The organism is Ruegeria sp. AD11(2025) (assembly GCF_056542405.1).
In genome coordinates this window covers 115,588-140,375 of the sequence record NZ_JBQFZU010000009.1, presented here as the reverse complement: position 1 = coordinate 140,375, position 24,788 = coordinate 115,588, and the positions used below count along the sequence as shown (strand labels likewise).

Here is a 24,788-nt window from a genome sequence, read left to right as displayed (position 1 = left end):
TTCTTGTTAATTCCCATAAACATAACCGGGCAGCCAAAGCGCGATTTCCGGAAATGCCATTATAATAATCAGGGCCAGCACCATCACACCGACAAACGGAATGATCGATTGGTAGATGTCCTTCAGCCCGATCTCAGGCGGTGCCATCGCGCGCATCAGGAACAGGTTGTAGCCGAAAGGCGGCGTCATATAGGCGATCTGCGTGGTGATCGTATACAGCACCCCGTACCAGATCAGGTCAAAACCCAGCGCACCAACCAAGGGCACATAAAGCGGCGCCACGATCACCAGCATCGCGGTGTCATCCAGAAAGGTGCCCATGACAATAAAGCTGAGCTGCATCAGCACCAGGATCATCCAGGGCGACAGGCCCAGTTGTTCGGTGAACAGGTTCTCGATGGCCTTCACCGCGCCCAATCCGTCGAACACGGCACCAAAGCCCAGCGCGGCGAGGATGATCCACATGAACATGCAGGAGATCGCCAGCGTCTGCTTCGTGCAATCCTCGAATATCTTCCACGTCATCCGGCGTTTGAGCACTGAGACGACCAATGCCGTCAGCGCCCCTATGGCCGAGCTTTCCACCAGCGAGGTCCAACCGTTCACAAACGGCACCATCATAGCAGCAAAGATGATCAGCGGTAGCGCCCCGGCCCCCAGCAACCGGATTTTCTCGGACCACGGCACCTCGTGGGCGTCTTCCATTGCAGGGCCGAGTTCCGGCTGAATGCGGCAGCGAATCCAGATATAAAGGATGAAGAGACCTGCCATCAGCAGACCCGGCAGGATACCTGCCAACCACAACTGCCCGACTGGCTGCCGCGCGATCATCGCATAAAGTACAAGCACCACAGACGGCGGCACGAGAATGCCGAGACTTGATCCCGCCTGAATGACCCCGGTCACCATCGTCTTGTCATAACCACGCCGCAGAAGTTCCGGCAGCGCGATGGTTGCACCGATAGCCATCCCGGCAACGCTCAGGCCGTTCATGGCCGAAACCAGCACCATCAGCCCGATGGTACCAATCGCCAAGCCTCCATTCACCGGCCCCATCCACACGTGGAACATGCGATAAAGATCATCAGCCAGACGGCTTTCACTCAGCACGTAGCCCATGAAAATGAACATCGGCAGCGTCAGTAGCGGGTACCACTTCATCAGCTTCATCGCGGCCGAGAACGTGATATCCTGCCCGCCCGTTCCCCACAGCGCCAACGCGGCGATAGTGGCAACCGCACCGATCGCGCCAAAGACGCGCTGGCCGGTGAACAGCATCAGCATCATTAGCGCGAACATGAAGATGGCGATAAATTCCTGGCTCATGCCCGGCTCACCCCGATTTCCTGCCCGTTGATCCGGGCTATGTCTTTGAAGAATTCCGAAATAGCCTGCAGCAACATCAGGAAAAAGCCGAACACCATGATGGCCTTGATCGGCCAGATGTAAGGTCGCCACGCGGTCGAGGACCGCTCCAGACGTCCGATCTCTTCACTGCCGGTCACCAGACCTACGAAATATGAGACCGGCTCATCCCCCCAATAGCCAAGACTGTACGCTGTCGATCCCAGCCCGCCATAGAGCAGCACACCCAGGTACAGGATCAGCAACAGCACGGTGAAGGCGTCGAACCATGCTTTCTTAAGCGGGCTCCAGTTGTGATAGAACAGGTCCATCCGCACGTTCGAGCCCAGCTGGATCGAATATGGTCCGCCGACGATGTAATAGGTCACCATCGCAAACTGCGCCATTTCCAGCGTCCAACGCGATGGCAGAAAAAACGTTTTCGAGATCGAGGACCACAACAGGATCCCCATCATCACGAACAGCCCCCACATCATCACCCGGCCAATCCGGTAGTTGATCGCATCAACTACCCGTACATATGACGCCATCGCCTTGATCACACAGCACCCCCTTCGCCAAACCCGGCAAGAGTGCGGTCGATCCACAGCGCCAGGTGTTCAGCCATGGCCTGCTGCTGCTGTGGCATTCCGATCAGATCATTTCGAATCTCGATCATTACGTTCAGCAATCCATTTGGATAAGCCTGCACATCCAACGTGTGGGCCACCCCATCTTTGGCGGAATACGGTTCGTTCAGACGCGTCTCAAAAGATGGCTGCGCGGGAACCGCCCCCATCATCGCCAAGGCAAAGCGGTCGTCGCGACCGTGCAGGATGCCCAGCTCAACCGAACGTTGGAGGCCATGGTAGACTGGGGTGAAACTGTGCACCGTCACCAACAGGTTCAACGACGGGCGGTGTTGCTCAATTTGTCCCGACACAGCCTGCGTGAAGGGAAGATAGATATTCTCGACCCGTGTTTGACGCTCCTTCAGCGTCATCCGGGCATTCGCGGGAATGTCATAGTGTTCACTTTTGACCGGCATGGCGCCTGCGGCTTCGGGCGGGCGGTTACAGTCGTAGACCAGACGGGAGATGCCGCCGCGAACTAACGGCGCGGACATCAATCCCGCCATCTGCTGCGCGACAGCCAAAGCGCCGGGGTCCCAAGCGATGTGGCTTTCCCGAGCCTCAGCCGTCAGACCCATGTCCCCCAAAAACGCTGGAATACGGTTCGAGGCGTGCTCGCACACTAGCAACACCGAAGGTGCGCCATCCGCTGCGTCTGTATGAACAACTGTTCCGAAGTCCAATGTGCTGCCCTGCGATTCCGTGAAAGTAGTTTGTGGAAAAATTTCCACACGATGCATTCACCTGTCAATATTTTTCCTGTACAAATTTAAACAGAGCAGGTTGTGCTGAAAAATTCTGCACAGGCCGCCATTTCTGACGCAGGAGGACCCACAGGTGCGGGTAACAGACAGGCTGCTGGCCCATCGAGACGAAATGACCCCGTCTGAAAGGCAACTGATAAGCGTCCTGCTGGATGACTACCCTATGGCCGGTCTTGGCAGCATTACCGAACTGGCCAGCGCGGCCTCGGTCTCGACCACAACCGTCGCTCGGATGCTGCAAAAGACCGGGTTTGGTGGCTATCCGCAGTTTCAGACGGCCCTGCGGGGTGAGGTCAAGGAGATGATCTCGGGACCCGCAGCCAAGCGCGATGTCTGGCAGAACGATCTGCCCGAGGGGCATATCCTGAACCGCTATTCCCAGCAGGCGTTGGCCAACCAGAAACGCACTATTGATGAGGTCGACCCGGCAGAGTTCGACCGCTTCTGTACTCTGCTCTGTGATCCCAACCGGCGTATTTTCATTACCGGAGGCCGCATCACCGGCGCGCTGGCCCAGTACCTCTATCTGCACATGCAGATGATCCGCCCCGATGTGCGGATGCTGCCCTTTGCGGCATCTTGGACCCATGATTTGCTGGATGTTCGCAAGGATGACGTGCTCATCGCGCTGGATGTGCGGCGCTATGAGAACTCGACCATGCTGATCGGGCAACTCTGTCAGGAGCGTCAGGCCGAGATCGTCCTGTTCACCGATCAATGGCGTTCCCCCATTCACAGACTGGCCAAACATACCTTTGCCGCACGCATCGCTGTCCCATCGGCGTGGGATTCGATGGCGGCGCTCATGGTCCTGATGGAATGCGTAATCGCCGAGGTGCAGGAACGCCTGTGGAACTCGGTCAAGGACCGCACCGCCGAGCTTGAACAAGCCTTCGACCGCACCAAGCTGTTCCGGAAGTTCGGTCAAAGCTCAGGCTCTTAAGCGAAAACGGAACAACTGCGCGTGAGGAGTGTTGCCAGCACGCTGGCAGGTGGTCACTTTGGGGTCATGACTTTTGTAACCGAAAACCAGTTGCCGCTGCTGATCCTGTTCTTTCTGATCGGATCGATTGGCACCGCGTTTCTGTTTCGCAAGCCGGCAGGGCACCGGGCGTGGAAACTGGCGGATCTGGTCTGGGTCGTTCTGGGTGGTATCGGGGCGCTGGTGGCGGTTCTGGCCGGTCTTTACACCTCAGACAGCTCGCGATTGGACCGGCAGATCGACGTGGCCTATGCGGCCACGCTGGCTTTTGACCGCGACGCTGCTCGGTTCAGGTTGCGGTTCTGCGATCCGGCCTATGACCCGGACACCGCTGTGTTGTGTGACAGGGTCGAGTTCCTGTCCGCCTCAACCGCCAGCAATGCCGACCTGCCCCTGTTCATCGCTGTGACCAATGAGGTCGCCCCGTTGCAAGGGCTGCAATTCCTGTTTGGGCGGCAGGAAAAGGACGAGATAGACCAGATGGCAGCCAAGGCAGACGCGTTCAATATCGACCAGTTTCTGGTCTTCACCACGCTGGACGACAAAACTCAGACCGCCATCGACAGTATGCGCCGCAAGGTGCCCGCGATTGCCGGGGACTACCTGATCCTGGCCCAAAGCTATGATGATCTGGTCGAACAAGTCGGCAAGCTGAAAGACGAGTGGGAGTATCTTCAGGCCAACGCCCATATTCTGGTGCTGCAGATCATTGCCCTGTGTCTGGTCAGCTTTGCCGCACCCTTCCGTCTGGGTAAATCCGTGGTCGAGCTGCGAACGACCCTTACCGCCGATACGCCTGCGCCAACTGCTCCGGATCGGCCCCAAGAAAATACCGGGTCAGAGTCCACAGATTCCGCGCGCCCCGACGCAGCCACCCCACCTGTACATAGCGGTCCGCACTCGTAACCGCGCGTGTCGTCAACAAAGTAATGCGGGGCACGGCGCGTGCCAATGCCACGTCCTCCATTAGCGGTTGATCGGGGTAGCCTCCGGCCTTTTCGTACATAAGGCGCGGCAGAAGAATCCCCTGATCGCCATACGGCAGGCCAAACAGCCGGCTGCGCAGATTGGCCCAACCTGCGACCCAAGCAGGCCAAAACCCTTTTGCTCCGAAGGCCAAACGAAAAGCCGCCGGTTTGCCAGTGGCAAGGTGTTCACCCACCTCTTTGCTCCACCCCTCCTGCAGCACTGTATCGGCGTGCAGAACCAACAGCCAATCCCCCTTGGCCGCCGCGCAGCCTCGCCGCAACTGCCCGCCGCGTGACGGGGCACCGGAGACGATCTCGGCCCCGGCCTCATCAACGATTTCAAGGGTCAGGTCGGTCGAGCCGCCATCGGTGACGATCAACTCGCGGATCAGACCGGTGTGCAGACCCTCCATCAGCGCTGGCAAGGTTTCCGACAGAGCCTCGCCCGCGTTCAAGGTCGGGATAACGATGCTGATCGGTGCTGGCAAGGCGGATATCCTCTGGTCATGGCGGCGGGAACTCCTATATCACGGGGCCAAGGGAAATGACGAGGACCACCCGATGCCCAATCGCCGTATTCTGCGCCTTAGCGGCTCGGACACCGACAACTTCCTGCAAGGGCTGGTGACTAATGACATTGCCGGGCTGGACACTGGACTGGTTTATGCGGCGTTGCTGACCCCTCAGGGCAAGTTTCTGGCGGATTTCTTTCTAAAGCGCGATGGTGACGCGGTTCTGTTGGACGTCTCTGAAGACATCGCCGACGGATTCGTCAAACGGCTGGGCATGTACAAACTGCGCGCCGATGTTGCGATCGAGAACAGCGGCCTGAACCTGCAACGCGGCACGGGTCCGGCGCCCGAGGGTGCCCTGCCCGACCCGCGCCACGCGGATATGGGCTGGCGTGACTATACGCCCGAGGCTGAAACCGACGACGGCACCGACTGGGACGCCATCCGTGTGCAGCACTGCATCCCCGAAACCGGCATCGAACTCACGCCCGACAGCTATATCCTCGAATCCGGGTTCGAAGCGCTGCACGGCGTCGATTTCAAAAAGGGCTGCTATGTCGGGCAGGAAGTCACCGCGCGGATGAAGCACAAGACCGAACTGCGCAAAGGGTTGCGCAGAGTCCGGGTTGAAGGCGCGGCCCCTGTCGGGACGGAAATCACATCCGGCGGCAAACCGGCAGGCTCGTTATTCACCCAGTCGAATGGACAGGGGATTGCCTATCTGCGCTTTGATCGCGCTACCGAAGACATGCAGGCCGACGGGGCCACGGTCACTTTGACGACGTAACATGTTGCCAAACCGGCACGGCTGAACTGCCAAGCGGCCCGGCACGGTTTGAACTAGGCCATTGGCGCTGCCAATCTGGTGCAAGTTCAAAGACCCGGATGAGCATATGTTCAAATTGTACCGAGCGATCTGGCGCGCCAGCGCCGGGCGGCAGATTATCCTTATTATCCTGTCCCTCGCCATCGCGGGTCTGGCCGCGGTCCCGCTGGAGTTTCAGCGGGACATTATCAACCACCTCACATCTGATGATATCAGCACGGAACGGCTGATCTATCTGGGCACAGGCATGATGTCGGTCATCCTGCTAAGCCTCGCCCTGAAATGGTTGCTGGGCTTTCGCGCAGGCACTCTGGGCGAGGACATGATCCGCATGATCCGCCAGCGGCTTCTGGTCCGTGCATCGGACATAAGAGAAACGGGTGAGACGGTGCGCAAGGGCACGATGACCACAGCCATCTCTGCCGAGGCTGAAGAGCTGGGCAAGTTCGCCGGTGGCGCGTTCTCGGACCCGGTGGTGCAGATCGGCACGCTAATCAGCGTGATCGGCTATATCTCGTCAACCCAGCCCGGCTTGGGCATGATCGCCTTTTCCATGATCGTACCGCAGATCATCATCGTGCTGATCTCACAGCGCAAGGTGAACATCTTTGTGGCGGAGCGTGTTCGCATTCTGCGCAACGCCACCGACAAGCTGACGATCGAAGATATCAACGATGTGGCCCGTGACATAGACGCCCAGTTCGACGATATCTTTGAAACCCGGCGCCGCATGTTCCTGTGGAAACTATCGGCAAAATTTCTGCTGAGCGTCATCAACGGCGCGGGTACGGTCGGCGTTCTGATGCTGGGCGGTTATCTGGTTCTGAACGGAAAAACAGATGTCGGCACAGTGGTCGCGGCCACCAGCGGCCTCAGTCGCATTCAGGGCCCAACCGCCTTTCTGATCGCCTTTTACCGGCAGGTCAGCGCTAACCGCATCAAATACGAGTTGATGATGGAACTCTTCGGCCCAAACCCGGAACGCTATCGCTATCTGAAAAGCCGGCAATAATAAAGACCGCGCGGCGGGTGCCTGCACGGTCTTTTACTGTTTCCAACGGACGAGGGTTTACGCGCGTTCGGAATACTCCATGCTTTCGGTGTTCACCACGATCATCTCATCCTGACCGATGAACGGCGGCACCATGACCTTGACACCATTGTCCAGAATCGCCGGTTTGAACGAGTTCGCAGCGGTCTGACCTTTAACTACCGGCTCGGTTTCGACAATCTTGCAGGTCACTTTTTGGGGCAGCGTGGCGTTTAGTGCCTCACTTTCATAGAATTCGACCACGATGGTCATGCCGTCCTGCAGAAACGGGCGGCGTTCGCCAAGCAGTTCGGCGGGCAGTTCGATCTGCTCATAGGTCTCTGAATCCATGAACACCAGCATGCCATCAGATTCGTACAGGAACTGCTGATCTTTCTGCTCCAGGCGCACACGCTCAACCTTGTCCGCGGAACGGAAACGCTCGTTCAATTTTGATCCATTGCGCAGGTTACGCAGCTCGACTTGCGCAAAAGCACCACCTTTACCGGGCTTTACATGGTCGACCTTAACAGCAGCCCACAGACCGTCGTTATGCTCAAGCACGTTGCCGGGGCGAATTTCGTTCCCATTTATCTTGGGCATGACATAAATCCTTCACAAACGGTTGATGCGTCAGTTCCCGTCCCTATATCTGGCAGGACACCACCTGACAAGACAACGAGACCTAGTGCTGCACATGCAGCGAGCCATGCACATGACGCAACGCAACTATGCATTTTAGCTGTATCCGAATCACGTCGAATAGGTCATAAGAACCGTCACGCCGAAAATGCAAGAGCAAGAACAACAAGGATAACGAGATGAGAGATTTCGTTGACGGCACTGCCTTTAACAATGAGCAAGGCAATCGTGCACGCAAACTTTTCGCGGCCGTTGTGTTGGCTGCACTTGATGACGCTATCGCCGATGACAAGAAATATGGCAATGGCCCCGAACAAATCGCCCGCTGGGCGCGTTCGCGCGATGGTCGCGAAGTGCTGTCCTGCGCGGGTATTGACCCGAACGAACGGGTTGTCAGCGGACTGATGGAGTTCGTTGGTCGTGGCGTGCGTACCTCGGTCGCACTATCGCGTGAAGAAAGCGAGCGCCGCAATGCCGCTCAGCAGGCAGAAGCCGCATAAATCAGTCGACTTCTGAAGGAAAAAACGCGCTTCCGTACTTCCGGGGCGCGTTTTTCTATTCCCCTGTCAAAAGAAAAGCAACCACTGGCGGGCGACCCAGATTTCAGCCGCCAACAGGGCGGAAAAGAACAGTTTCGCGGACAGGGACAGACCCCTGCTCCACAGCACAGCATAGGCCCCTGCGCAAATCAACACCGAGATCGGTGCAACCCAAAGGGCATGGTGGGCGCTGTCCCAATAGCTGACCGGACTGTGAAAGACCCAATCACTAAGCGGCCAGAACTGAGGCCGCCCGTCACCTGCGTGCAGCAGGAAATCCATCGCCAGGTGCAAAAGACCAGCGGACGCGGCAACCGTCAAATCCCGCCAACCGCACCAAAGACCGAGCACCAGCGCCAGCCCCCATAGGATAAACGAGTTGTCGATGGCAAATACCGTCTGCCAGGCAGATGAAAAGTAGAGCTGATCGAACACCACCTGCTCGGGAATACCCAGAACGAACAATGACACGCTCGCCATTACATAGAGCGACAGATCAGGCAGTAAGGACCCCAGCACTGCAGCCCAAAGGATGCGCCCGCGCGCAGGTCGCGCAAAGGCGGCGGCACCGATCAAAAGATGCGCGGGCGTGTTCATCCGGGCTTTCCCTTTAGGCTCAAATCAGGTCATCTGCGCGCCAACGTATAGGAGACGGCTATGGTTCGCGCCATCATGATTCAGGGCACCGGCAGCAATGTCGGAAAATCGGTTTTGGTCGCCGGGCTGGCGCGCGCTTACACGCGGCGGGGGCTGAAAGTAGCTCCATTCAAGCCGCAGAACATGTCAAATAATGCCGCCGTGACGGAAAACGGAGGCGAGATTGGCCGCGCGCAGGCCCTGCAGGCACGCGCCGCGATGCGACCGACCCACACTGACATGAACCCAATCCTGCTAAAGCCGGAAACTGATACCGGTGCCCAGATCATCGTTCAAGGCCAGCGCTCCGGCACAATGAAAGCGGGGGACTATCGCAAGGACAAATCCAAATTGCTGAGTGCCGCGCTTGAGAGCTTTGACCGGCTGTGCGACGACGCCGATCTGGTGCTGATCGAGGGTGCAGGCAGCCCGGCCGAGACCAACCTGCGCAAGGGCGACATCGCCAATATGGGCTTTGCCTGTGCCGCAGAGGTGCCGGTTGTTCTGGTGGGAGATATCCACCGCGGCGGTGTGATCGCTCAGATCGTGGGCACGCAAGCAGTTCTGGACACAGGCGATCTGGAAATGATCCGAGGCTTTGCCGTCAACCGATTCAAGGGCGATGTCTCGCTGTTCGACGAAGGGCGCGATGACATTGCCGCGCGTACAGGCTGGCCGTGCCTGGGCGTTGTTCCCTGGTTTCATGACGCCTGGAAACTGCCCGCCGAGGACATGATGGACATCCGGTCCCACAGCGGGGGCGCCTGCAAGGTCGTGGTTCCGCAACTGGAGAGGATGGCCAATTTCGACGATCTAGATCCGCTGTCAGCCGAACCCGGCGTCACGGTCGAAATCATCTCGGCCGGACGCCCCCTGCCCGGCGATGCCGATCTTGTGCTGCTGCCGGGCAGCAAATCCACCATTGGGGATCTATTCTATTTCCGGGCACAGGGTTGGGATATCGACCTCTATGCCCATGTCCGCCGGGGCGGCCATGTGTTGGGCTTATGTGGCGGCTATCAGATGCTTGGCAAGACCATCGCCGATCCCGAAGGCGTGGATGGCCGCCCAGGCACTGTCGAGGGGCTGGGGCTGTTAGATGTGGCCACCACCATGGCAGGCAAAAAACAGGTCACCCTGCGCACCGCGTGTACCGTCCCCGAGAACGAGCCGCTCACCGGCTACGAGATACACATGGGACGAACCGAAGGCCCCGATTGCGAACGCGCCTGGCTTGAGATTGATAACCGACCAGAGGGCGCCGTTGACAAGACCGGTCGTATTCGGGGCAGCTATCTGCACGGTATTTTCTCGTCCGATCTTTTTCGCGCCCGCTATCTGCGGCAGTTGGGCGCGACCTCAGATTTGTCATATGAGGATGGGGTTGAGGAAACGCTGAACGCGCTGGCGGACCATCTGGAGCGTCACATGGATCTGGATCGTCTGCTGGACCTGGCCCGGGCGCCAAAAAGGCCCTAAGGCCTAGTCCAGTTCCCGCTCGGCCAGCGCCCGGTAAATCTCGCGCCGCACCATCTTACGGACATTGCGGGTGATGCGCTGACCCAGAACGCCTTGCAGCTCTTCCCGAACAACCTGAGCAATCAGTGCCCGAAGCGCATCTGCGTCCATCGTCAATGATTCTGGTTGCGCCTCGGGTGCATGCGGCGTGGCAGAGGCTGCAGTTTTCGGATCGCGGATAAAGGTTGCCGTGGGCTCGACCCTCTCAGCTTCGGCACCGCCTTTCCCGGCTTCGTTGGTTTCAGCCCGGGCGTTCCAGGCAAGCGGCTTGTTCGGTGTGCCGGAATAGGCGTCGTCGCTTTCACCGTCCGGCTCCCACTGGTCCTCGGTCCGGGCAATCGCGGCTTCCAGCGCTTCGATCTTGGCACTCAGGCTACCGGCAAGGCCATCCTCAGCCTCGGTGTTTGCTTGCTGTTCGACAGCAGGTTCGGCGTGTTTGACAATATCGCAAGCCCGCAGAAGCATCGGCTTGACGGAATCTTCCGCCTTGTAGGCCGATTCCTTTTTCTCAGGCTGAAGCTGCTCAATCGTCACCGGTTCATTGACCCGCAACGCGTCGGTCAGAACCAGTCTGCCAGGTTTTCTTGAAAGGGACGACGCCAGGACTCCCGGCGTTTTTCGGTCTTCTTCGGTGACCAGACGCTTAATCGAGGACAGGACGTCCTCGATTCCCGCTTTTACGACTTTATCCGTCATTGTTCTCTACCGCTCTATCCTCAGGATCGAGTGTAGCTAAACAAACCGGACCTCACAACAGGTAGTATTGGCCCTTAGTCGCGACGCAACGCTTTGAGGACCCGATCCAGATCCCTGCTTTGCCGGCTGACCTGCGCCGGAGCCTTCTTCACCAGGTTGTAGTAGAGTGTCGGATCATAGATTTGCACAGCCAGACCCAGACGCTCCGCCGTGAGCAGACCTTGCGCCTGCAGCAACTGGTATGCCGCACGGGACCGTTCGGTGCGCGATGCGACCTCGGCCAATTGTGCGTCCAGCAGATCCTGCTGAGCGTTCAGCACGTCAAGAGTTGTCCGCGCACCCAGTGTCGCCTCTTCCCGGATACCATCAAACGCAACCTGCGAGGCGCGGACCCGTTCGGTCGATGCCCTCAGGCTGGCAGTCGCCGCCTGAAATGCAGCATAAGCGTCAGCCACCCCTTGGGTGATGTCCTTCTGCACGTTCAAAAGGTTGGCGCGCGACGCATCCCGTGTCGCCATTGCCCGGCGGACCGTGGCAGCCAGTCGGCCACCAGCGTAGATCGGCTGTTCTAAGCGCAGCGCGATGGTTGCATCTTCGAGGCTGTCATCGTTGTCATAGCTTTCGCGGATACCTGCATCAGCGTTCAGCCTGACATTCGGACCAAGATTGGCACGCTGCTGCTGCACGACCAGGTCAAGCGCACGCACCTGGTGCTGAGCTGCCTGAATGGCCGGATGGTTACGCTGCGCCAGGCTGACAGCTTCACCCTCGGATCGCGGCAGATTCGGCAGGCTCGGCTGACCGGCTGTGCGCCCGGGGGCTTTACCAACTGCGTTGACATATTCCGCCTGCGCAATGCTCAGGTTACCACGCGCGACCGCAAGGTCCGCTTGCGAGCTGGCCAACTGCGCCTGGGACAGCGCGACGTCCGTACGAGTCACCTCACCCACATCAAAGCGGTCCTGCGAGGCCCGCAATTCCTCGGCCGACACATCGACGTTGTTCAGACGGATTTGCACTGTTTCTTCCTGCAGCAACACGCCCAAATAGGCGTTCACACCGCGGAACAGGACCTGCTGTTCGACGTCCAACAGGGTCTGACGTGTTGCCAGAACCGTTTCCTGCGCCGACTGCTTACCCAAAACCGAGAAGCCGCCATCATAGATCAATTGACTCAGCGTGAGTCCGGTAAAAAAGTTAGTCGGTTCATTCCTGACCACGCCCAGATCTGTAGAATTGCGCGTATAGTCCTGACTGACCTCCACTGCCCAGTTTATGATCGGGCGCAGCGCCGACAATGCGATTGCGACGTCTTCATCAGCCGCACGCAGCAACGCGCGGTTCTGTTCCAGCAAGCCGCTCGTGTTGTAAGCCCCAATAAACGCATCAGTCAGGTTATCAGCCCAGACCGCGCGTCCCGGCACGGCACTCAACGCGATTCCCGCGGTCAATGCCAATGCCTTTACAAACTTGCCCCCCGTCCATGAACGCATAACGAAATCCTTCTCAAACCAAAATTACGCTGCCCTGACCGTAGTTTGCGCGTTTGTTTTCAACTAATCAAGGCAACAGAAAAATATGAGAAAGAATTATAGCGAAAATGCACACTCCGCACAAAATGCCTGTAAAACTGGGGCGTTGGCATTGAAGGCATGGCGCCAGGTCACTCGTCCCCCGGATTTGTGCCCGATCCGAACGGTGCCAAGCTTTCCTTCCACAAACAGGCAGGCAATGCGCCCGTGATCCTTGAGTTGTACGATCAGCGCCTCTGGCACCTGCTCGACGCCACCTTGAATCATAATCACGTCATACGGGCCATGCTCGGTGGCGCCCTGTGCCAGCGGGCCGACATGTACGATCGCGTTGTCGGCCTCCGCCTCCATCAGGATCGTCTGCGCCTCTGTGGCAAGGGCTTCGTCCTCTTCCACGGCCACGACCAGTTGCGCCATGCGTGCCGCTACTGCGGTGGAATATCCCATTGCGGGGGCAATATCCAAAACAATTTCATCATTCGAGATATTCAGCACGTCCAGCATCTTGGCCAGCGTCCGCGGCTCCAGCAGGCAACGCCCGTTCCCCAGATCGATCACACCCTCGGCATAGGCGGCCTCGCGCTGAGAATCCGGTACAAAGTTCTCTCTCTGGACGGTCAACATTGCGTCAATGATAGGGAATTTCGTGACATCCGAGGGTCGGACCTGCGTATCAACCATCGTACGGCGCCGAGTTGCGAAATCTGTCATTGGATCGCTCATGTTAGTCCCAAGTATGTCCGGCTTGTGCCATATTCAGACGAAACCGGCAACGGCTGTCGCGTTGAAAATTTGGCCGGATCGCAGGAACTTGGTGTCGCACCGCGCCATGTCGCACCACATGGGAACGGATTTTTGCAATCAACCCACTGGACGCCCCTGACGAAAGGTGTTAAAACGCCTGCCACACCACGGCAAGTATTTGATTTTGCTTGAAAAGGCGAGTTGGCGGAGTGGTGACGCAGCGGATTGCAAATCCGTGTACACCGGTTCGATTCCGGTACTCGCCTCCATTTAATTCTAAATCATTGACTAAACCCTGTAGTGCTCGGGTATGACACAAAGTGGGACACACCTACAATGGTGCAATCATCCCACCTAAGCCTTTCAAGACACGGTGTTTATTACTTCCGGTGGCCTATCCCTTCTTCTATTGAGGAAAAGCGGACATCTGTAGGAATATCGCTACGTACCCGCTGCCCGCACTGGACTGGTGGCTATGCAACTGCCCTGCCCCTCTCACGCAAAGTTAATCTGAAAGACCAACCCAAGTTCTTCTGACATGAACTTGCAAGAAGCCTGCTCCCCTCTCAGGTCCAGATTTTAGTCTAACTTGACCCAGGCCGCATTTCTTGAAGAGCTTTGCACGCATGCAGCTACAAACTTAACTCCATTAAGCCCGTCAAGGACCGTTGGATAGACAACCGAAGCGTCAGGTGAAAAACCATCTCGGAAAGCTTGGATGGCTGCAGCTGCTTCTCCATAGATGTTCGCAAAACCCTCCAGATATCCTTCGGGATGACCGGGAGGAACTCGGCTCAAACGACTAGCAGCATTACCAGCACCAGCTCCATTTCGGGTGATCAGACGCTTTGGTTCGTTGTAGGGCGTAAACCATAGGTAATTGGGGTCTTCCTGGGCCCACTCCAGCCCACCTTTTTCGCCATAGACGCGCAATCGAAGTGCGTTTTCATTGCCGGGAGCCACCTGAGAAGACCACAGCATACCCCGCGCTCCGCCTTCGAAGCGAAGCAACACGTGCGCGTTGTCATCGACTTTGCGCCCCGGCACAAAGGCCTGCAAGTCCGCCGCCAAGCTGTCCGCCTTCAGCCCGGTTACAAAGCAGGCAAGGTTGTATGCGTGGGTTCCGATGTCACCGGTTGATCCACCCGCGCCCGAGCGTTCGGGATCGGTTCGCCACTCAGCCTGTTTGAAATCCTGCTGCTCGGTCAGCCAGTCCTGCGGGTATTCAACCTGAACCACTCGGATTTTGCCAATGTCTCCGTTGGCAACCATTTCGCGCGCCTGCCGAACCATCGGATAGCCCGTGTAATTGTGGGTCAAAATGAATAGGGCATTCGCGCTTTCTGCTGCTTTGACCAGCTTTTTTGCATCGGCAAGGGTCGAGGTGAGTGGTTTGTCACAAATCACATGAATACCGCGCTTCAGGAACTCGCGTGCGGCTGCAAAGTGAACGTGATTTGGCGTGACAATTGAGACCGCCTCGATCCCAGATTTCAGCCGGGCTTCCCTTATCGCCATTTGTTTGAAGTCTTCATAAACCCGCTCGAGCCCCACTGCCTGACCACTTTCAAGAGATTTCTCTGGCGTCGAAGACAAAGCACCGGCGACCAGCTCGAACTTGTCGTCCAGTCGCGCGGCTATGCGATGAACACCCCCGATGAAGGCGTCGTTTCCGCCGCCAACCATGCCAAGCCGAATGCGTCCTGAGGTTTCTTCACTGCGTCCTGTGACCATCACTCAATCCCCAGCATTTTGCGATTGGCGGCTTCGTCTGCGCCACCGTCAGCGAAATCATCAAAGGCTTTCTCGGTCACACGGATTATGTGATCTGACACAAACTGAGCGCCTTCACGCGCTCCATCCTCTGGGTGTTTCAGACAGCATTCCCATTCGACAACCGCCCAGCCATCAAAGTCATTCGCCGCCATTTTTGAGAAGACAGCCCCGAAATCCACTTGACCATCGCCAAGTGACCGGAACCGACCGGCTCGATCAACCCAGCTTTGATACCCAGAATAAACTCCTTGCCGACCGGTTGGGTTGAACTCGGCATCTTTTACATGGAACATTCGTATTCGATCCTTGTAGATGTCGATGTTGTCCACGTAATCGAGGCATTGCAGGACGTAGTGTGACGGGTCGTACAACATGCAAGCCCTTGGGTGATTGCCTGTCCGTTCGAGAAACATCTCGTAGGTCACACCGTCGTGGAGATCCTCTCCGGGGTGAATTTCATAGCAGACATCGACACCGCATTCATCCGCGTGATTCAGGATGGGCACCCAACGGCGAGCGAGCTCATCAAATGCCGTTTCAATCAAGCCGGCAGGGCGCTGAGGCCAGGGATAAACATAGGGCCAGGCCAAGGCGCCAGAGAATGTCGCATGCGCTGAAATACCCAGGTTTTTCGAAGCTGATAGCGCTTTTTTTACCTGGTCTACCGCCCATTCTTGTCGGGCCTTCGGGTTTCCTCTTACACTTTCAGCGGCGAATCCATCAAACGCACTGTCATAGGCAGGATGAACGGCCACTAGCTGGCCCTGAAGGTGCGTTGACAGTTCAGTGACTTCGACACCATTCTCTTTGGCTTGGCCTTTGAAGTCGTCGCAATAACCGGCGCTGTAAGCGGCCTGTTCTAAGTCGAACAACCGGCCATCCCAACTGGGAACCTGAACGCCTTTGTATCCACAATCAGCCGCCCATTTGGTAATGGCGTCCCATGAATTGAACGGCGCTTCATCCCCCGCAAATTGCGCTAGAAAAAGAGCCGGACCTTTGATCGTTTTCATAGATTTCCTCCCCGAAACCAATGCCGCTAAGGCGGTAAATTTTCCTTCAGATAGATGTCGATACGGATACGTTCCTGTGCTCTATTGAATGGAACTTTGTCCGAAGTTGCGCGCAACAGACGGACGGCAGAACGAACAATATGCCCGGTGTCTTGCGAGATTAGAGCGTCAAATGTGCCTAGCCTCAGCGCCTCACGACTTAGCGGAGTAAGCTCATGTGCGATGATCACCAGATCTTTGCTAAACTTGTTCTCTGACAGAAATTGAATCAGACCAGCATTGCCTGCTGCTGACGAGTATATTCCGACCAGATCCGGGTAGGTTTCAAAAATTTCAGGCATCATCGTGTAGATCAGATCCGGATCATCCCGGCCTTCGACAGACGCCACGACTTCGAGGTGAGGAAAATCCTCAGCCACAACAAGATCAAAACCCTGGCGCCGTTCCAGGTGATCACGTGCCAAACGAGAGCCCGTCAGGACCAAAACTTTACCTTCGCGATGTACAAATCGTCCCATCAACTGAGCAGCTGTCCGTCCTGCCGAAACATTATCGATTCCTACAAAGTGATCCCGTTCAGAACTTGGCAAGTCAGACACCAAGGCAACTACCGGAACACCCTTGTCCCTGACCCTCTTTACAGCATCGCGGACAGAAGGCGTTTCAGGTCCGAAAACGGCAACTCCATCAACGTCTAAGCTTTCGACAGTGTCCAAAATGTTGACGATATCTTGTGGCTCAAACGGAGCGACCTTCTTTATCGAAATACGAGTCCGCTCAATAAACTGATCACGCGATTGCTCTGCGATCTGACTGCTAATAGCCTCCACAAACTCGTTATCCGTGTCCGGCAGAACAAAGAGGAAGTTGTAAACTCGGTTTCGCGCTAGGTTGGCCGCGGCCGTGTCGCGCACATACCCCAGCTCATCAATCGCCTTTTGTACTTTCTGAACGGTCACGGTCCGCACGCCGGGGCGTCTATTCAAGACCCGGTCAACAGTCGCCAGGCTAACACCCGCTACACGCGCGATGTCATTGACAGTTGGCTTTTTCACCAATTCTAGTTTTTGTTTTTGGTCTTCCACGTGTTCTTCAACCCTCAATCTCCCGCGCTAAGCCTTCAAACAACAAAGCAACAGCCTCAGCGCCAGGATCGTTATGTCCAACTAGGTTTTCTTCGGGAACATAGGCCGCGCGGCCCGCCTTCGCACGACGAATTTTAGCCGTGTTGTCCGCACCTTCGCGGGCAGCCTTTGCCGCATGGGTCATGCCAGACGGGAGTGCGGCAAGTGCAGGTGCTAGAGCGTCGATCATCGTCCTGTCACCGACCTTGGCACCTCCGACTTGGCTAACGCGATTCAGGCCTTCGACCAAAGACTTCGGTACCGAAGCCCCGCTCGCACAGGCATCTCCAGCTGCGTTGAAGAAGATTGCAAGTATCACGCCGGAAGAACCACCCATCGTCTGACTCAATTCATTGCCCAACGCTGGAAACAGTTGTGTCAAATCAGCAAGCGGCATTCGGTCAAGGCTCCCTTGTAACGCTCTTGCTGCGGTCGCCAATGTGCTCCCTGTGTCGCCATCCCCAGACTTCGCGTCCAACTCGTTCAGGTTCTTCTCAGCGTTGATGAGCAGTTCAGACAACCGAGAAATCGTTTCCCTTGTCGTGGGATTGTTCGAAGGAATTGGATCGATTGGAGTCAAGCCATCAGGCAAAGGCGCCACTTCTATTGGATCGATGGAATTGACGCCTGGCCAAGCCGCCAGATCAACACCAGCTTCAAGCGCCGATACATCGTCCTGATCTACAGGCAGTATGGATACGGAAAACCCGTGCATATCGAGCGACGTCATCATTGGTGCCGGACCAATGATACGGCGAGCGATCCCAGTCTCGCACAGGGCATGCGTGAGGACAGCCATTTCTAACGGTGTTGTGGAACCAAGGTTGTTGACCAACGCCACACAATCCCCAGAACCCACTCTTTGCTGTAGCTTCTCCACGACTGTGGACATAGCCGATACAGCATTCGAGAACTCCACCTGCTGTACTCCAGGCTCGCCATGGATGCCCAAACCGAGTTCCGCTTTGCCGGGCGCAATCCTGTCCTCTTTCGGAGAACCCGGAACGGTGCAGGTATCCAGACTCATACCGATGCTGACTACCTTGGCGATGGTGTTTCGTGCTGCATTGGTAACAGTGCCCAGGTCAGCACCACTTTCTGCAAGCGCGCCTGCAATTTTGTGCACGAACAAAGTTCCTGCCACGCCGCGTGGTTGCGGTAGGTCAGGCAGGGCGATGTCATCGTCGACAACGACCATCTCTACCTTGCGGCCCAATGCACGGGCGCGTTCAGCAGCTAGGCCGAAGTTCAACCGATCGCCGGTGTAGTTTTTGACTATAAGCAAGCACCCGGCTTCACCCGTGACCGCAAGAATGCCCGCCAGAACCGCCTCGACTGACGGGGACGCAAACACTTCCCCGCATACCGCTGCAGTCAGCATACCGGCACCAACGAAACCTGCATGGGCGGGTTCGTGACCAGACCCGCCGCCGGAAACCAGGGCGACTTTCGACTTGTCCCAATCTGACCTGTAGACAACCTTGATGTGCGGGTAGCCGTCCAACCGGGTAAGTTGCCCCCCAGAAGAGGCCAGAAGGCCGTCTATGGCCTCTGTTACCAGGGTTTCTTTTGTGTTGAGGAACTGGGCCATGCTTTTGCTCCTTAGTTCACACGCGCGCCGGACGCGTCAAAATACAACGGGTTGTGGGGGCGGATTTTTATAAGTTTTCCAGAAGGGTAATCCTGATGGACATCAATCAGGGTGACCACCGGGTGACCATTCAGGTTCAGGTGCAGCCGCGTTTGATCCCCCAGGTGCTCGGCACGTACCACACGTGCTTCACTGCCTTCACCTTCGATGATGTTTTCCGGGCGAAGACCAATCTGCAGGCCTTTGTGATCGCCTCCGAACAACTCGGACGGCAGGATGTTGATACGTGGCAGACCCAACCGGCTGGCAACGTAAACACTGCCCGGGTTTTCATAGATATCCCGGGGTGTTCCGTACTGAACCAATCGGCCGTTCTCCAAAACGCCGATATGCGTTGCCATTGTCATGGCTTCGACCTGATCGTGGGTCACGTACAGCAAGGTTGACCCCAGATCGGCCTGAATCCTTTTCAGCTCGACCCGCAAATCCGCCCGAAGCTTGGCGTCCAAAGAGCTGAGCGGTTCATCCATCAGGAAAATCTGGGGGTCGCGCACCAGCGCCCGTCCGATTGAAACGCGCTGCATTTCACCGCCCGACAGTTCAGTGGCTTTGTTGTCCAGTTTGTGCGGGATCTGGAGGATCTCCGAAACTTCGTTGACCTTTCTCGTGATCTCATCCTCTGGTGTCTTCAGGATCGGCGATCGCAGAGGGAAAGACAGGTTCTCACGCACTGTCATATGCGGGTACAGCGAGTATTGCTGGAAGACCATCGCCACATCGCGCTGGGCGGGTGTATCTATACCAACATCGCGCCCGGCAATGCGCACTGTTCCGGAATCCAGTTTCTCAAGTCCGGATATCAATCTCAGTGTCGTTGTTTTTCCCGCTCCAGTCGGGCCCAACAACACCACAAAGGCGCCGTTGGGGATCGTCATTGAGATATCATCTACCGCTTTGACGTTGCCAAATGACTTCGAGATGTTCTCCAACACGACTTCAGCCATTGCTTAGTACCTCGTCGTTCAGAGCGGACCTCAGCGCGCGCCCGGTAGACTTTTCAAATAAGGTTACTGCGGGTGAGCGGAACTCCAATCCCACCTTCTCGCCGGGGTTAACGGCTTCGCGCGCATCAATGCGAGCTTTCAGTTCCCCGTTCGGGCTTTGCAGCGTCACGATCTGGGTGGTTCCCAAGTATTCTGCGGCCAGGACCTTGGCCCGGTAGGCACTCGCATCCGATAGAAAAACATGCTCAGGGCGAACACCAAAAACCAAGTCACCTTCCGCCCCTTCCATCAGTTTGGGCACGGCTTCGTCATGGCCATTCAGTCGTACCATTTCCGAGCCGGGCGCGACCTTTCCCTGAAACGGCAGGAAGTTCATCGAAGGAGACCCGATAAAATCTGCAACGAACATTGTGGCTGGTTTGTCGTAGATCTCCTGTGGCGTGCCGAATTGTTCGATCACTGCGTTGTTCATAACAACGATTTTGTCGCCCATTTGCATGGCTTCCAACTGATCGTGAGTGACGTAAACAGTGGTCGCGCCCATACGATCATGAAGCGCGCGTAGTTCTTCGGCCATGTGCTCACGAAACTCGGCATCTAGGGCACCCAGCGGCTCGTCCATCATGAACGCCTTGGGTTCGCGAACAATCGCGCGACCCAGCGCCACGCGCTGCCTGTCGCCGCCTGAAAGCCCGCCTACCGGGCTATCGAGGATGTCCTTGATTCCCAGAATTCCCGCGACTTCCTCTACTTTGGCTTTGACAGCAGCACGCGGCATGCCCTGCGATATCAGTGGGTAGCTGATATTCTTGCGCACGTTCATATGCGGATACAGCGCAAACATCTGGAACACGAAAGCAATGTCTCGCTCTGAGGGTGGCCGTTGGCTGATTTCTTCGCCGTCGAGGTAGATTTCACCCGATGTTGGAAGTTCCAAGCCTGCGATCATCCGCAGCGTCGTCGTCTTTCCGCAGCCGGATGGCCCGAGCAGCATGAAAAATTCACCGTCCTCAATCGTGAACGAGCTTTCGCGAACAGCCGTGAAATCGCCGAACATCTTCTTTACGTTTTTGACTACGATCTGGGCCATTTCTACTCCGGGAAATGGCTGACGATGATGAACATGACGGTTCCGATCAGCGTGACTACGAAGGAATAGGTGAAGGCCCACAGTACAAAGGGCTGCATCAGCATGAAGACACCCAGCGCGATTAGGATGGTCGCAACCATCTCCCATGGGCCGCGGCGGAGCCGCATCAATCCGGTAAGAAATTCGCTCATTTGCGCACGGCTCCAAATGTGATCCCACGCAGCAAGTGTTTGCGCATCAGGATGGTGAAAATCATGACCGGGATTAGGAAGATCGTTGCGCCAGCGGCAACGGCAGGCCAGTCTAGGCCTCCAATACCGATAATGGTCGGGATGAATGGCGGTGCAGTTTGCGCATTCGCAGATGTCAGCAGCACTGCAAATGCGTACTCGTTCCATGCGAAGATAAGGCAAAAGATGGCTGTCGAGGCTATTCCGGTGGCGGCTTGCGGCAGCACCACTTTGTAGAAAGCCTGAAACCGTGTGTAGCCATCTATTAGGGCAGCTTCTTCGTACTCTCTCGGGATTTCGTCGATGAATCCTTTCAGCAACCAAACCGCCAAGGAAATATTCACGCCCGTATACAGCAAGATCATCCCCAAATGCGTGTCGCTTAATCCAAGATTTCTGAACATCAGGAAAATCGGGATGGCGACGGCGACAGGAGGCATCATCCTTGTACTGAGGATGAAGAACAGAAGGTCGTCCTTGAGCGGAACCTTGAATCGGCTGAACGCATAGGCAGCCAGGGTGCCAAGAAAGATACTTAGAAACGTCGAGCCAAATCCGATGATAACCGAGTTCATAAAGCGCTCACCGAACTTGGAAGGTCCGACAATCACCATGTCGTATTGGCGCACGATCTCATCGGCCCAATTCTGTGGTGGGTTTGCTTCCAGAAACTCCTGCGTTTGCCGCGTGCGTGTGGTGAAAAGGTTAACATAGCCTTCTAGCGTTGGGTCAAAGACCACCTTAGGCGGATAGCTGATCGCATCAGCAGGCGATTTGAAGCCAGTCAGCAAAATCCACACCAGCGGGATCATCGTAATCAGGGCATAAGCGATTACCAGAAAACCAGCGATCCACTTGGACCGGTTCGAAGGTTCGGTGACGGAAAAACTGCTCATCTCTGTTTCACCTTGTTCAGAGCTTTGACGTAGATCGACGCAAGGCCGAACACGGTGACGAATAGGATGATCGCATAGGCCGAGGCATAGCCGGTGCGCCACTTCTCAAACGCCTCCCGTTTGAGATTGATCGAAGTGAGTTCCGTTACAGAACCCGGCCCTCCGCCGGTTAGCTGAACCACCAGGTCGAACATCTTGAAGTTCTCGATCCCACGAAACAGAACAGCGAGCATCAGGAACGGCAGCACCATCGGGATTGTGATTGTGAAGAACTGCCGCAGCTTGCTGGCACGGTCGATCTCGGCGGCTTCGTAGATATAATCGGGAATGCTGCGCAGCCCGGCCAGACAGATCAGCATCACGAAAGGTGTCCACATCCAGGTGTCGACGATCACGATCGCCCAAGGCGCCAAAGTCACCGACCCCAGCATTTCAAAGCTCGACGGGTCTTTGCCGGTGAACCAAGACACGATGTAATTGAATAAGCCGATTTGCGGTTGGTAGAGGAACTTCCAGAAGTTTCCGACGACTGCAGGAGACAGCATCATCGGCAGTACGATGATCGTCGTCCACAGGTCATTGCCCTTGAACTTTTTGTTGATCAGCCACGCTAGAGTGAACCCGATCAACACCTGGAAAAAGATTGTCCAGAACAGGAAATGCGCCGTCGCCTGCATGTTCAGCCAGGTGTCCGAGTCGGTCAGGATACGCTCGTAATTCCTGAACCCGACATCTTTGACTTCACGCCCGATCCGGTTGGCCTTGTAGTTGGTAAAGCTCAGTTGGATGGTCCAGATCAACGGAAAGATATTGATCGCCAGCAGTAGAAATATCGTTGGGGAAATGAATATCCAGGCGATCGCGCGGTCGGATAGCCCCCGGATTTTTCGCGCAACTCGCTGCGGCGTTGCCTGCGCAACGCGATCTACGGTCCTGTCAGACATCTCTTTGCCAGTTCTTGTTGGTTTCGAACTCACGGGAGGGAGAAGGTGGAGCGGGTTCGCACCCGCTCCTGCCTGCGTCCGGGCTACAGCTTGCCTTCGTCTTCGAAGACCTCCGTCCAATCTTCGATCAGAAGATCAAGCGCTTCTTGAGCTGTGCCTTGGTCGGCAACCACGTAGTCGTGGATGCGTTTCTGCATCGCCAAAAGTAGCTCCGCGTAAGCGGGCTCCTGCCAGAAGTCCTGCACCCCACCCATTGCTTCTAGGAAGTCACCGGCAAACGGTTGGCTATCTACGAAGCCAGGATCTTCCAGCACTGAGTTATGTGCCGAGTAGCCGCCTAGCTCCCACCATTTGGCCTGAACTTCTGGCTGCGCGAACCACTTTATGTACTCAAGTGCGGCATCCTGTTTATCAGAGTAGCTGACAACAGAAATGCCTTGGCCGCCCAGTGTTGAGCCAGCCTGATTTTGCGGTGGATTCACGAAAAAGTCGATTTTGTCACCGCCGGTATTGGGATCGGCATAAAGACCTGGGAAGAACGCAAACCAGTTCATAGCCATGGCAACCTGACCGGACTTAAAGGCATCCAAGCTCTCACCCATGTAAGAGTTGGTGTATCCCGGAGGCGTCGCCGTTTTGTAGAACTCCTTATAGAATTCCAAAGCCTCAACTGCTTCCGGTGAGTTTACGGCGCCTTCCATGTCGTATGAGCCCGGAGTGTTTTCGTATTTGAAACCCCATGGATACAGCGCTCCGGTCACACCCATGGTGATCCCTTCCGAGCCGCGCTCGGTAAAGATTGCTGCCCCGTAGACTGTCTTTCCGTCGATTTCACGACCTTGGAAGAACTGCGCGATCTGCAACAACTCTTTCTGGGACTGGGGTTCACGTAGGTCCTGACCAGTTGCTTCTTTGTATGCGGCTTGGATTTCGGGGTTTTCGAACCAGTCCTTGCGATAGAACCAGCCATTAGCATCACCCATCGCAGGCAGCGCGTAGTAGTTTGGTGTACCCTTAGGCCAGGTCGAGTACGCGTAGACAGTGGCCGGCGCGAAATCGTCCATGCTAATGCCTTCAGCATCAAAGAACTCGTTCAGCTGGACATAATGACCATTCTCAGCGCCACCGCCGATCCATTGGCTGTCACCAATCAATAGGTCGCAGAGCTTACCCCCAGAGTTCAGCTCGTTCAGCATCCGGTCAGCAAAATTTGGCCAGGGAACAAATTCGAAGTTCATCGTGTGGCCGGATTCTGCTTCGAATTCTTTTGATAGCTCAACAAGCGCGTTGGCCGGGTCCCATGCAGCCCAACAGAGTGTCAGATCTTCAGCATTTGCCTTGGTAGAAAGAGTAGTAGCGGCAAGGACTATTGCGCTGGCCGAGGCCAGTTTTGTGTAAGTCATCCATTCCTCCCTTTTTTCGCCGTCAATCGAGGATGTGCGAATCGCGGCATACTTCCAAGGCTATTTGAGGTACGCACCTCAAGTCCAGAAATTTTTGAGGTCCGTACCTCAAATAGCCAGAGAAGGTCGCTGATTTTGCTTCTGAGTTGTTGATTTTTAGCGAAATTGTTTAACGGCATTGATGCGCATGTATTTTCAGCAGCGAGGCATTAAATGGCCATTTCGACTAATATTGGCGCAGCCCACAATCGCTGCCATCACGTGGCCGACAAGTTTAGGAACCCGCTTCTGAAGCACTGACAGATTAATTGGTCGATACCTTTGAGAATTGGAGTTAGCGTCAAACAGCACG

The 24,788-nt window shown here is 56.2% G+C and carries 24 protein-coding genes, 1 tRNA gene and 1 pseudogene; 7 read left to right on the top strand and 19 right to left on the bottom strand.

Going from position 1 to position 24,788, the window contains the following annotated elements; genetic code table 11:
• Window positions 1-6: 6 nt before the first annotated feature.
• From ACR1XY_RS11325 to ACR1XY_RS11315, 3 genes are read right to left on the bottom strand one after another with little or no spacing between them, the layout of a single operon-like run.
• On the bottom strand, window positions 7-1,326 hold the full coding sequence (locus ACR1XY_RS11325) for a TRAP transporter large permease (RefSeq protein WP_480593254.1): 1,320 nt from the start codon (window positions 1,324-1,326) through the stop codon (window positions 7-9).
• Window positions 1,323-1,907 carry a TRAP transporter small permease subunit gene (locus ACR1XY_RS11320; RefSeq protein ID WP_480593252.1) on the bottom strand — a complete coding sequence of 195 codons (585 nt, stop codon included), beginning with the start codon at window positions 1,905-1,907 and terminating at the stop codon, window positions 1,323-1,325. Before ACR1XY_RS11320 ends, ACR1XY_RS11325 begins: the two co-directional genes overlap by 4 nt.
• The gene (locus ACR1XY_RS11315; protein WP_480593250.1) at window positions 1,904-2,659 is read right to left on the bottom strand and encodes an N-formylglutamate amidohydrolase; all 756 of its coding nucleotides are present in this window, start codon (window positions 2,657-2,659) and stop codon (window positions 1,904-1,906) included. Before ACR1XY_RS11315 ends, ACR1XY_RS11320 begins: the two co-directional genes overlap by 4 nt.
• 154 nt (window positions 2,660-2,813) lie before the next feature.
• Here ACR1XY_RS11315 and ACR1XY_RS11310 point away from each other — a divergent pair, with 154 nt between their 5' ends.
• Both ACR1XY_RS11310 and ACR1XY_RS11305 read left to right on the top strand, forming a co-directional pair.
• Window positions 2,814-3,683: a MurR/RpiR family transcriptional regulator gene (locus ACR1XY_RS11310; protein ID WP_480593247.1), complete on the top strand. Its 870-nt coding sequence runs from the start codon at window positions 2,814-2,816 to the stop codon at window positions 3,681-3,683.
• A gap of 66 nt (window positions 3,684-3,749) precedes the next feature.
• Window positions 3,750-4,496 (top strand): annotated as a pseudogene (locus ACR1XY_RS11305) (hypothetical protein); the annotation flags it as partial.
• A 7-nt stretch (window positions 4,497-4,503) separates the two neighbouring features.
• Here the strand turns inward: ACR1XY_RS11305 and ACR1XY_RS11300 are convergent.
• Window positions 4,504-5,178, bottom strand: coding sequence for a TIGR04283 family arsenosugar biosynthesis glycosyltransferase (locus ACR1XY_RS11300; protein ID WP_480593245.1), 675 nt, complete (start codon window positions 5,176-5,178; stop codon window positions 4,504-4,506).
• Window positions 5,179-5,251: 73 nt separating this feature from the next.
• On the opposite strand from ACR1XY_RS11300, the gene ygfZ reads away from it, so the two are divergent.
• Window positions 5,252-5,989: a CAF17-like 4Fe-4S cluster assembly/insertion protein YgfZ gene (ygfZ, locus tag ACR1XY_RS11295; RefSeq protein ID WP_480593278.1), complete on the top strand. Its 738-nt coding sequence runs from the start codon at window positions 5,252-5,254 to the stop codon at window positions 5,987-5,989.
• A gap of 106 nt (window positions 5,990-6,095) precedes the next feature.
• The gene (locus ACR1XY_RS11290) at window positions 6,096-7,040 is read left to right on the top strand and encodes an ABC transporter transmembrane domain-containing protein (RefSeq protein WP_480593243.1); all 945 of its coding nucleotides are present in this window, start codon (window positions 6,096-6,098) and stop codon (window positions 7,038-7,040) included.
• 57 nt (window positions 7,041-7,097) lie between these two features.
• Here ACR1XY_RS11290 and efp read toward each other — a convergent pair whose 3' ends face one another.
• The gene (efp, locus tag ACR1XY_RS11285; RefSeq protein WP_170349189.1) at window positions 7,098-7,661 is read right to left on the bottom strand and encodes an elongation factor P; all 564 of its coding nucleotides are present in this window, start codon (window positions 7,659-7,661) and stop codon (window positions 7,098-7,100) included.
• A gap of 218 nt (window positions 7,662-7,879) precedes the next feature.
• On the opposite strand from efp, the gene ACR1XY_RS11280 reads away from it, so the two are divergent.
• Window positions 7,880-8,200 carry a DUF6280 family protein gene (locus ACR1XY_RS11280; RefSeq protein WP_037310273.1) on the top strand — a complete coding sequence of 107 codons (321 nt, stop codon included), beginning with the start codon at window positions 7,880-7,882 and terminating at the stop codon, window positions 8,198-8,200.
• 66 nt (window positions 8,201-8,266) lie between these two features.
• Here ACR1XY_RS11280 and ACR1XY_RS11275 read toward each other — a convergent pair whose 3' ends face one another.
• Entirely contained in the window at window positions 8,267-8,836 is a 570-nt protein-coding gene (locus ACR1XY_RS11275) for a cobalamin biosynthesis protein CobQ (RefSeq protein ID WP_480593241.1), read from the bottom strand.
• A gap of 60 nt (window positions 8,837-8,896) precedes the next feature.
• On the opposite strand from ACR1XY_RS11275, the gene ACR1XY_RS11270 reads away from it, so the two are divergent.
• A complete protein-coding gene (locus tag ACR1XY_RS11270) occupies window positions 8,897-10,354 on the top strand; it encodes a cobyric acid synthase (RefSeq protein ID WP_480593238.1) in 1,458 nt (485 codons plus the stop codon).
• Between the two features lie 3 nt (window positions 10,355-10,357).
• Here ACR1XY_RS11270 and ACR1XY_RS11265 read toward each other — a convergent pair whose 3' ends face one another.
• The 3 genes from ACR1XY_RS11265 to ACR1XY_RS11255 all read right to left on the bottom strand — a co-directional run bounded on the left by ACR1XY_RS11265 (window position 10,358) and on the right by ACR1XY_RS11255 (window position 13,332).
• Window positions 10,358-11,089, bottom strand: coding sequence for a hypothetical protein (locus ACR1XY_RS11265; protein ID WP_480593236.1), 732 nt, complete (start codon window positions 11,087-11,089; stop codon window positions 10,358-10,360).
• A gap of 74 nt (window positions 11,090-11,163) precedes the next feature.
• Entirely contained in the window at window positions 11,164-12,582 is a 1,419-nt protein-coding gene (locus tag ACR1XY_RS11260; protein ID WP_480593234.1) for a TolC family outer membrane protein, read from the bottom strand.
• A 96-nt stretch (window positions 12,583-12,678) separates the two neighbouring features.
• Complete coding sequence (locus tag ACR1XY_RS11255; RefSeq protein WP_480593232.1) at window positions 12,679-13,332, bottom strand: protein-L-isoaspartate O-methyltransferase family protein; 654 nt, start codon at window positions 13,330-13,332, stop codon at window positions 12,679-12,681.
• Between the two features lie 228 nt (window positions 13,333-13,560).
• Between ACR1XY_RS11255 and ACR1XY_RS11250 the strand changes: the two genes are divergently transcribed.
• Window positions 13,561-13,634: transfer RNA gene (locus ACR1XY_RS11250), tRNA-Cys, on the top strand.
• Window positions 13,635-13,944: 310 nt separating this feature from the next.
• Here ACR1XY_RS11250 and ACR1XY_RS11245 read toward each other — a convergent pair.
• From ACR1XY_RS11245 to ACR1XY_RS11200, 10 genes are all read right to left on the bottom strand, one after another.
• Window positions 13,945-15,051: a Gfo/Idh/MocA family protein gene (locus ACR1XY_RS11245; RefSeq protein ID WP_480593230.1), complete on the bottom strand. Its 1,107-nt coding sequence runs from the start codon at window positions 15,049-15,051 to the stop codon at window positions 13,945-13,947.
• 47 nt (window positions 15,052-15,098) lie between these two features.
• Window positions 15,099-16,154 (bottom strand): sugar phosphate isomerase/epimerase family protein, encoded by a 1,056-nt coding sequence (locus ACR1XY_RS11240; RefSeq protein ID WP_480593228.1) that lies wholly within the window; start codon window positions 16,152-16,154, stop codon window positions 15,099-15,101.
• A gap of 26 nt (window positions 16,155-16,180) precedes the next feature.
• A complete protein-coding gene (locus ACR1XY_RS11235; RefSeq protein WP_480593226.1) occupies window positions 16,181-17,239 on the bottom strand; it encodes a LacI family DNA-binding transcriptional regulator in 1,059 nt (352 codons plus the stop codon).
• Between the two features lie 7 nt (window positions 17,240-17,246).
• The gene (locus tag ACR1XY_RS11230; protein ID WP_480593224.1) at window positions 17,247-18,869 is read right to left on the bottom strand and encodes a dihydroxyacetone kinase subunit DhaK; all 1,623 of its coding nucleotides are present in this window, start codon (window positions 18,867-18,869) and stop codon (window positions 17,247-17,249) included.
• Window positions 18,870-18,880: 11 nt separating this feature from the next.
• Window positions 18,881-19,873 (bottom strand): ABC transporter ATP-binding protein, encoded by a 993-nt coding sequence (locus ACR1XY_RS11225; protein ID WP_480593222.1) that lies wholly within the window; start codon window positions 19,871-19,873, stop codon window positions 18,881-18,883.
• The gene (locus tag ACR1XY_RS11220; RefSeq protein ID WP_480593220.1) at window positions 19,866-20,963 is read right to left on the bottom strand and encodes an ABC transporter ATP-binding protein; all 1,098 of its coding nucleotides are present in this window, start codon (window positions 20,961-20,963) and stop codon (window positions 19,866-19,868) included. The genes ACR1XY_RS11225 and ACR1XY_RS11220 overlap by 8 nt, the downstream gene beginning before the upstream one ends.
• A gap of 2 nt (window positions 20,964-20,965) precedes the next feature.
• Window positions 20,966-21,154 (bottom strand): hypothetical protein, encoded by a 189-nt coding sequence (locus tag ACR1XY_RS11215; RefSeq protein WP_480593218.1) that lies wholly within the window; start codon window positions 21,152-21,154, stop codon window positions 20,966-20,968.
• Window positions 21,151-22,089 (bottom strand): carbohydrate ABC transporter permease, encoded by a 939-nt coding sequence (locus tag ACR1XY_RS11210; protein WP_170336529.1) that lies wholly within the window; start codon window positions 22,087-22,089, stop codon window positions 21,151-21,153. The genes ACR1XY_RS11215 and ACR1XY_RS11210 overlap by 4 nt, the downstream gene beginning before the upstream one ends.
• Entirely contained in the window at window positions 22,086-23,033 is a 948-nt protein-coding gene (locus ACR1XY_RS11205) for a carbohydrate ABC transporter permease (protein ID WP_475211458.1), read from the bottom strand. The genes ACR1XY_RS11210 and ACR1XY_RS11205 overlap by 4 nt, the downstream gene beginning before the upstream one ends.
• Window positions 23,034-23,116: 83 nt before the next feature.
• Window positions 23,117-24,436, bottom strand: coding sequence for an ABC transporter substrate-binding protein (locus tag ACR1XY_RS11200; protein WP_480593216.1), 1,320 nt, complete (start codon window positions 24,434-24,436; stop codon window positions 23,117-23,119).
• Between the last annotated feature and the right edge of the window lie 352 nt (window positions 24,437-24,788).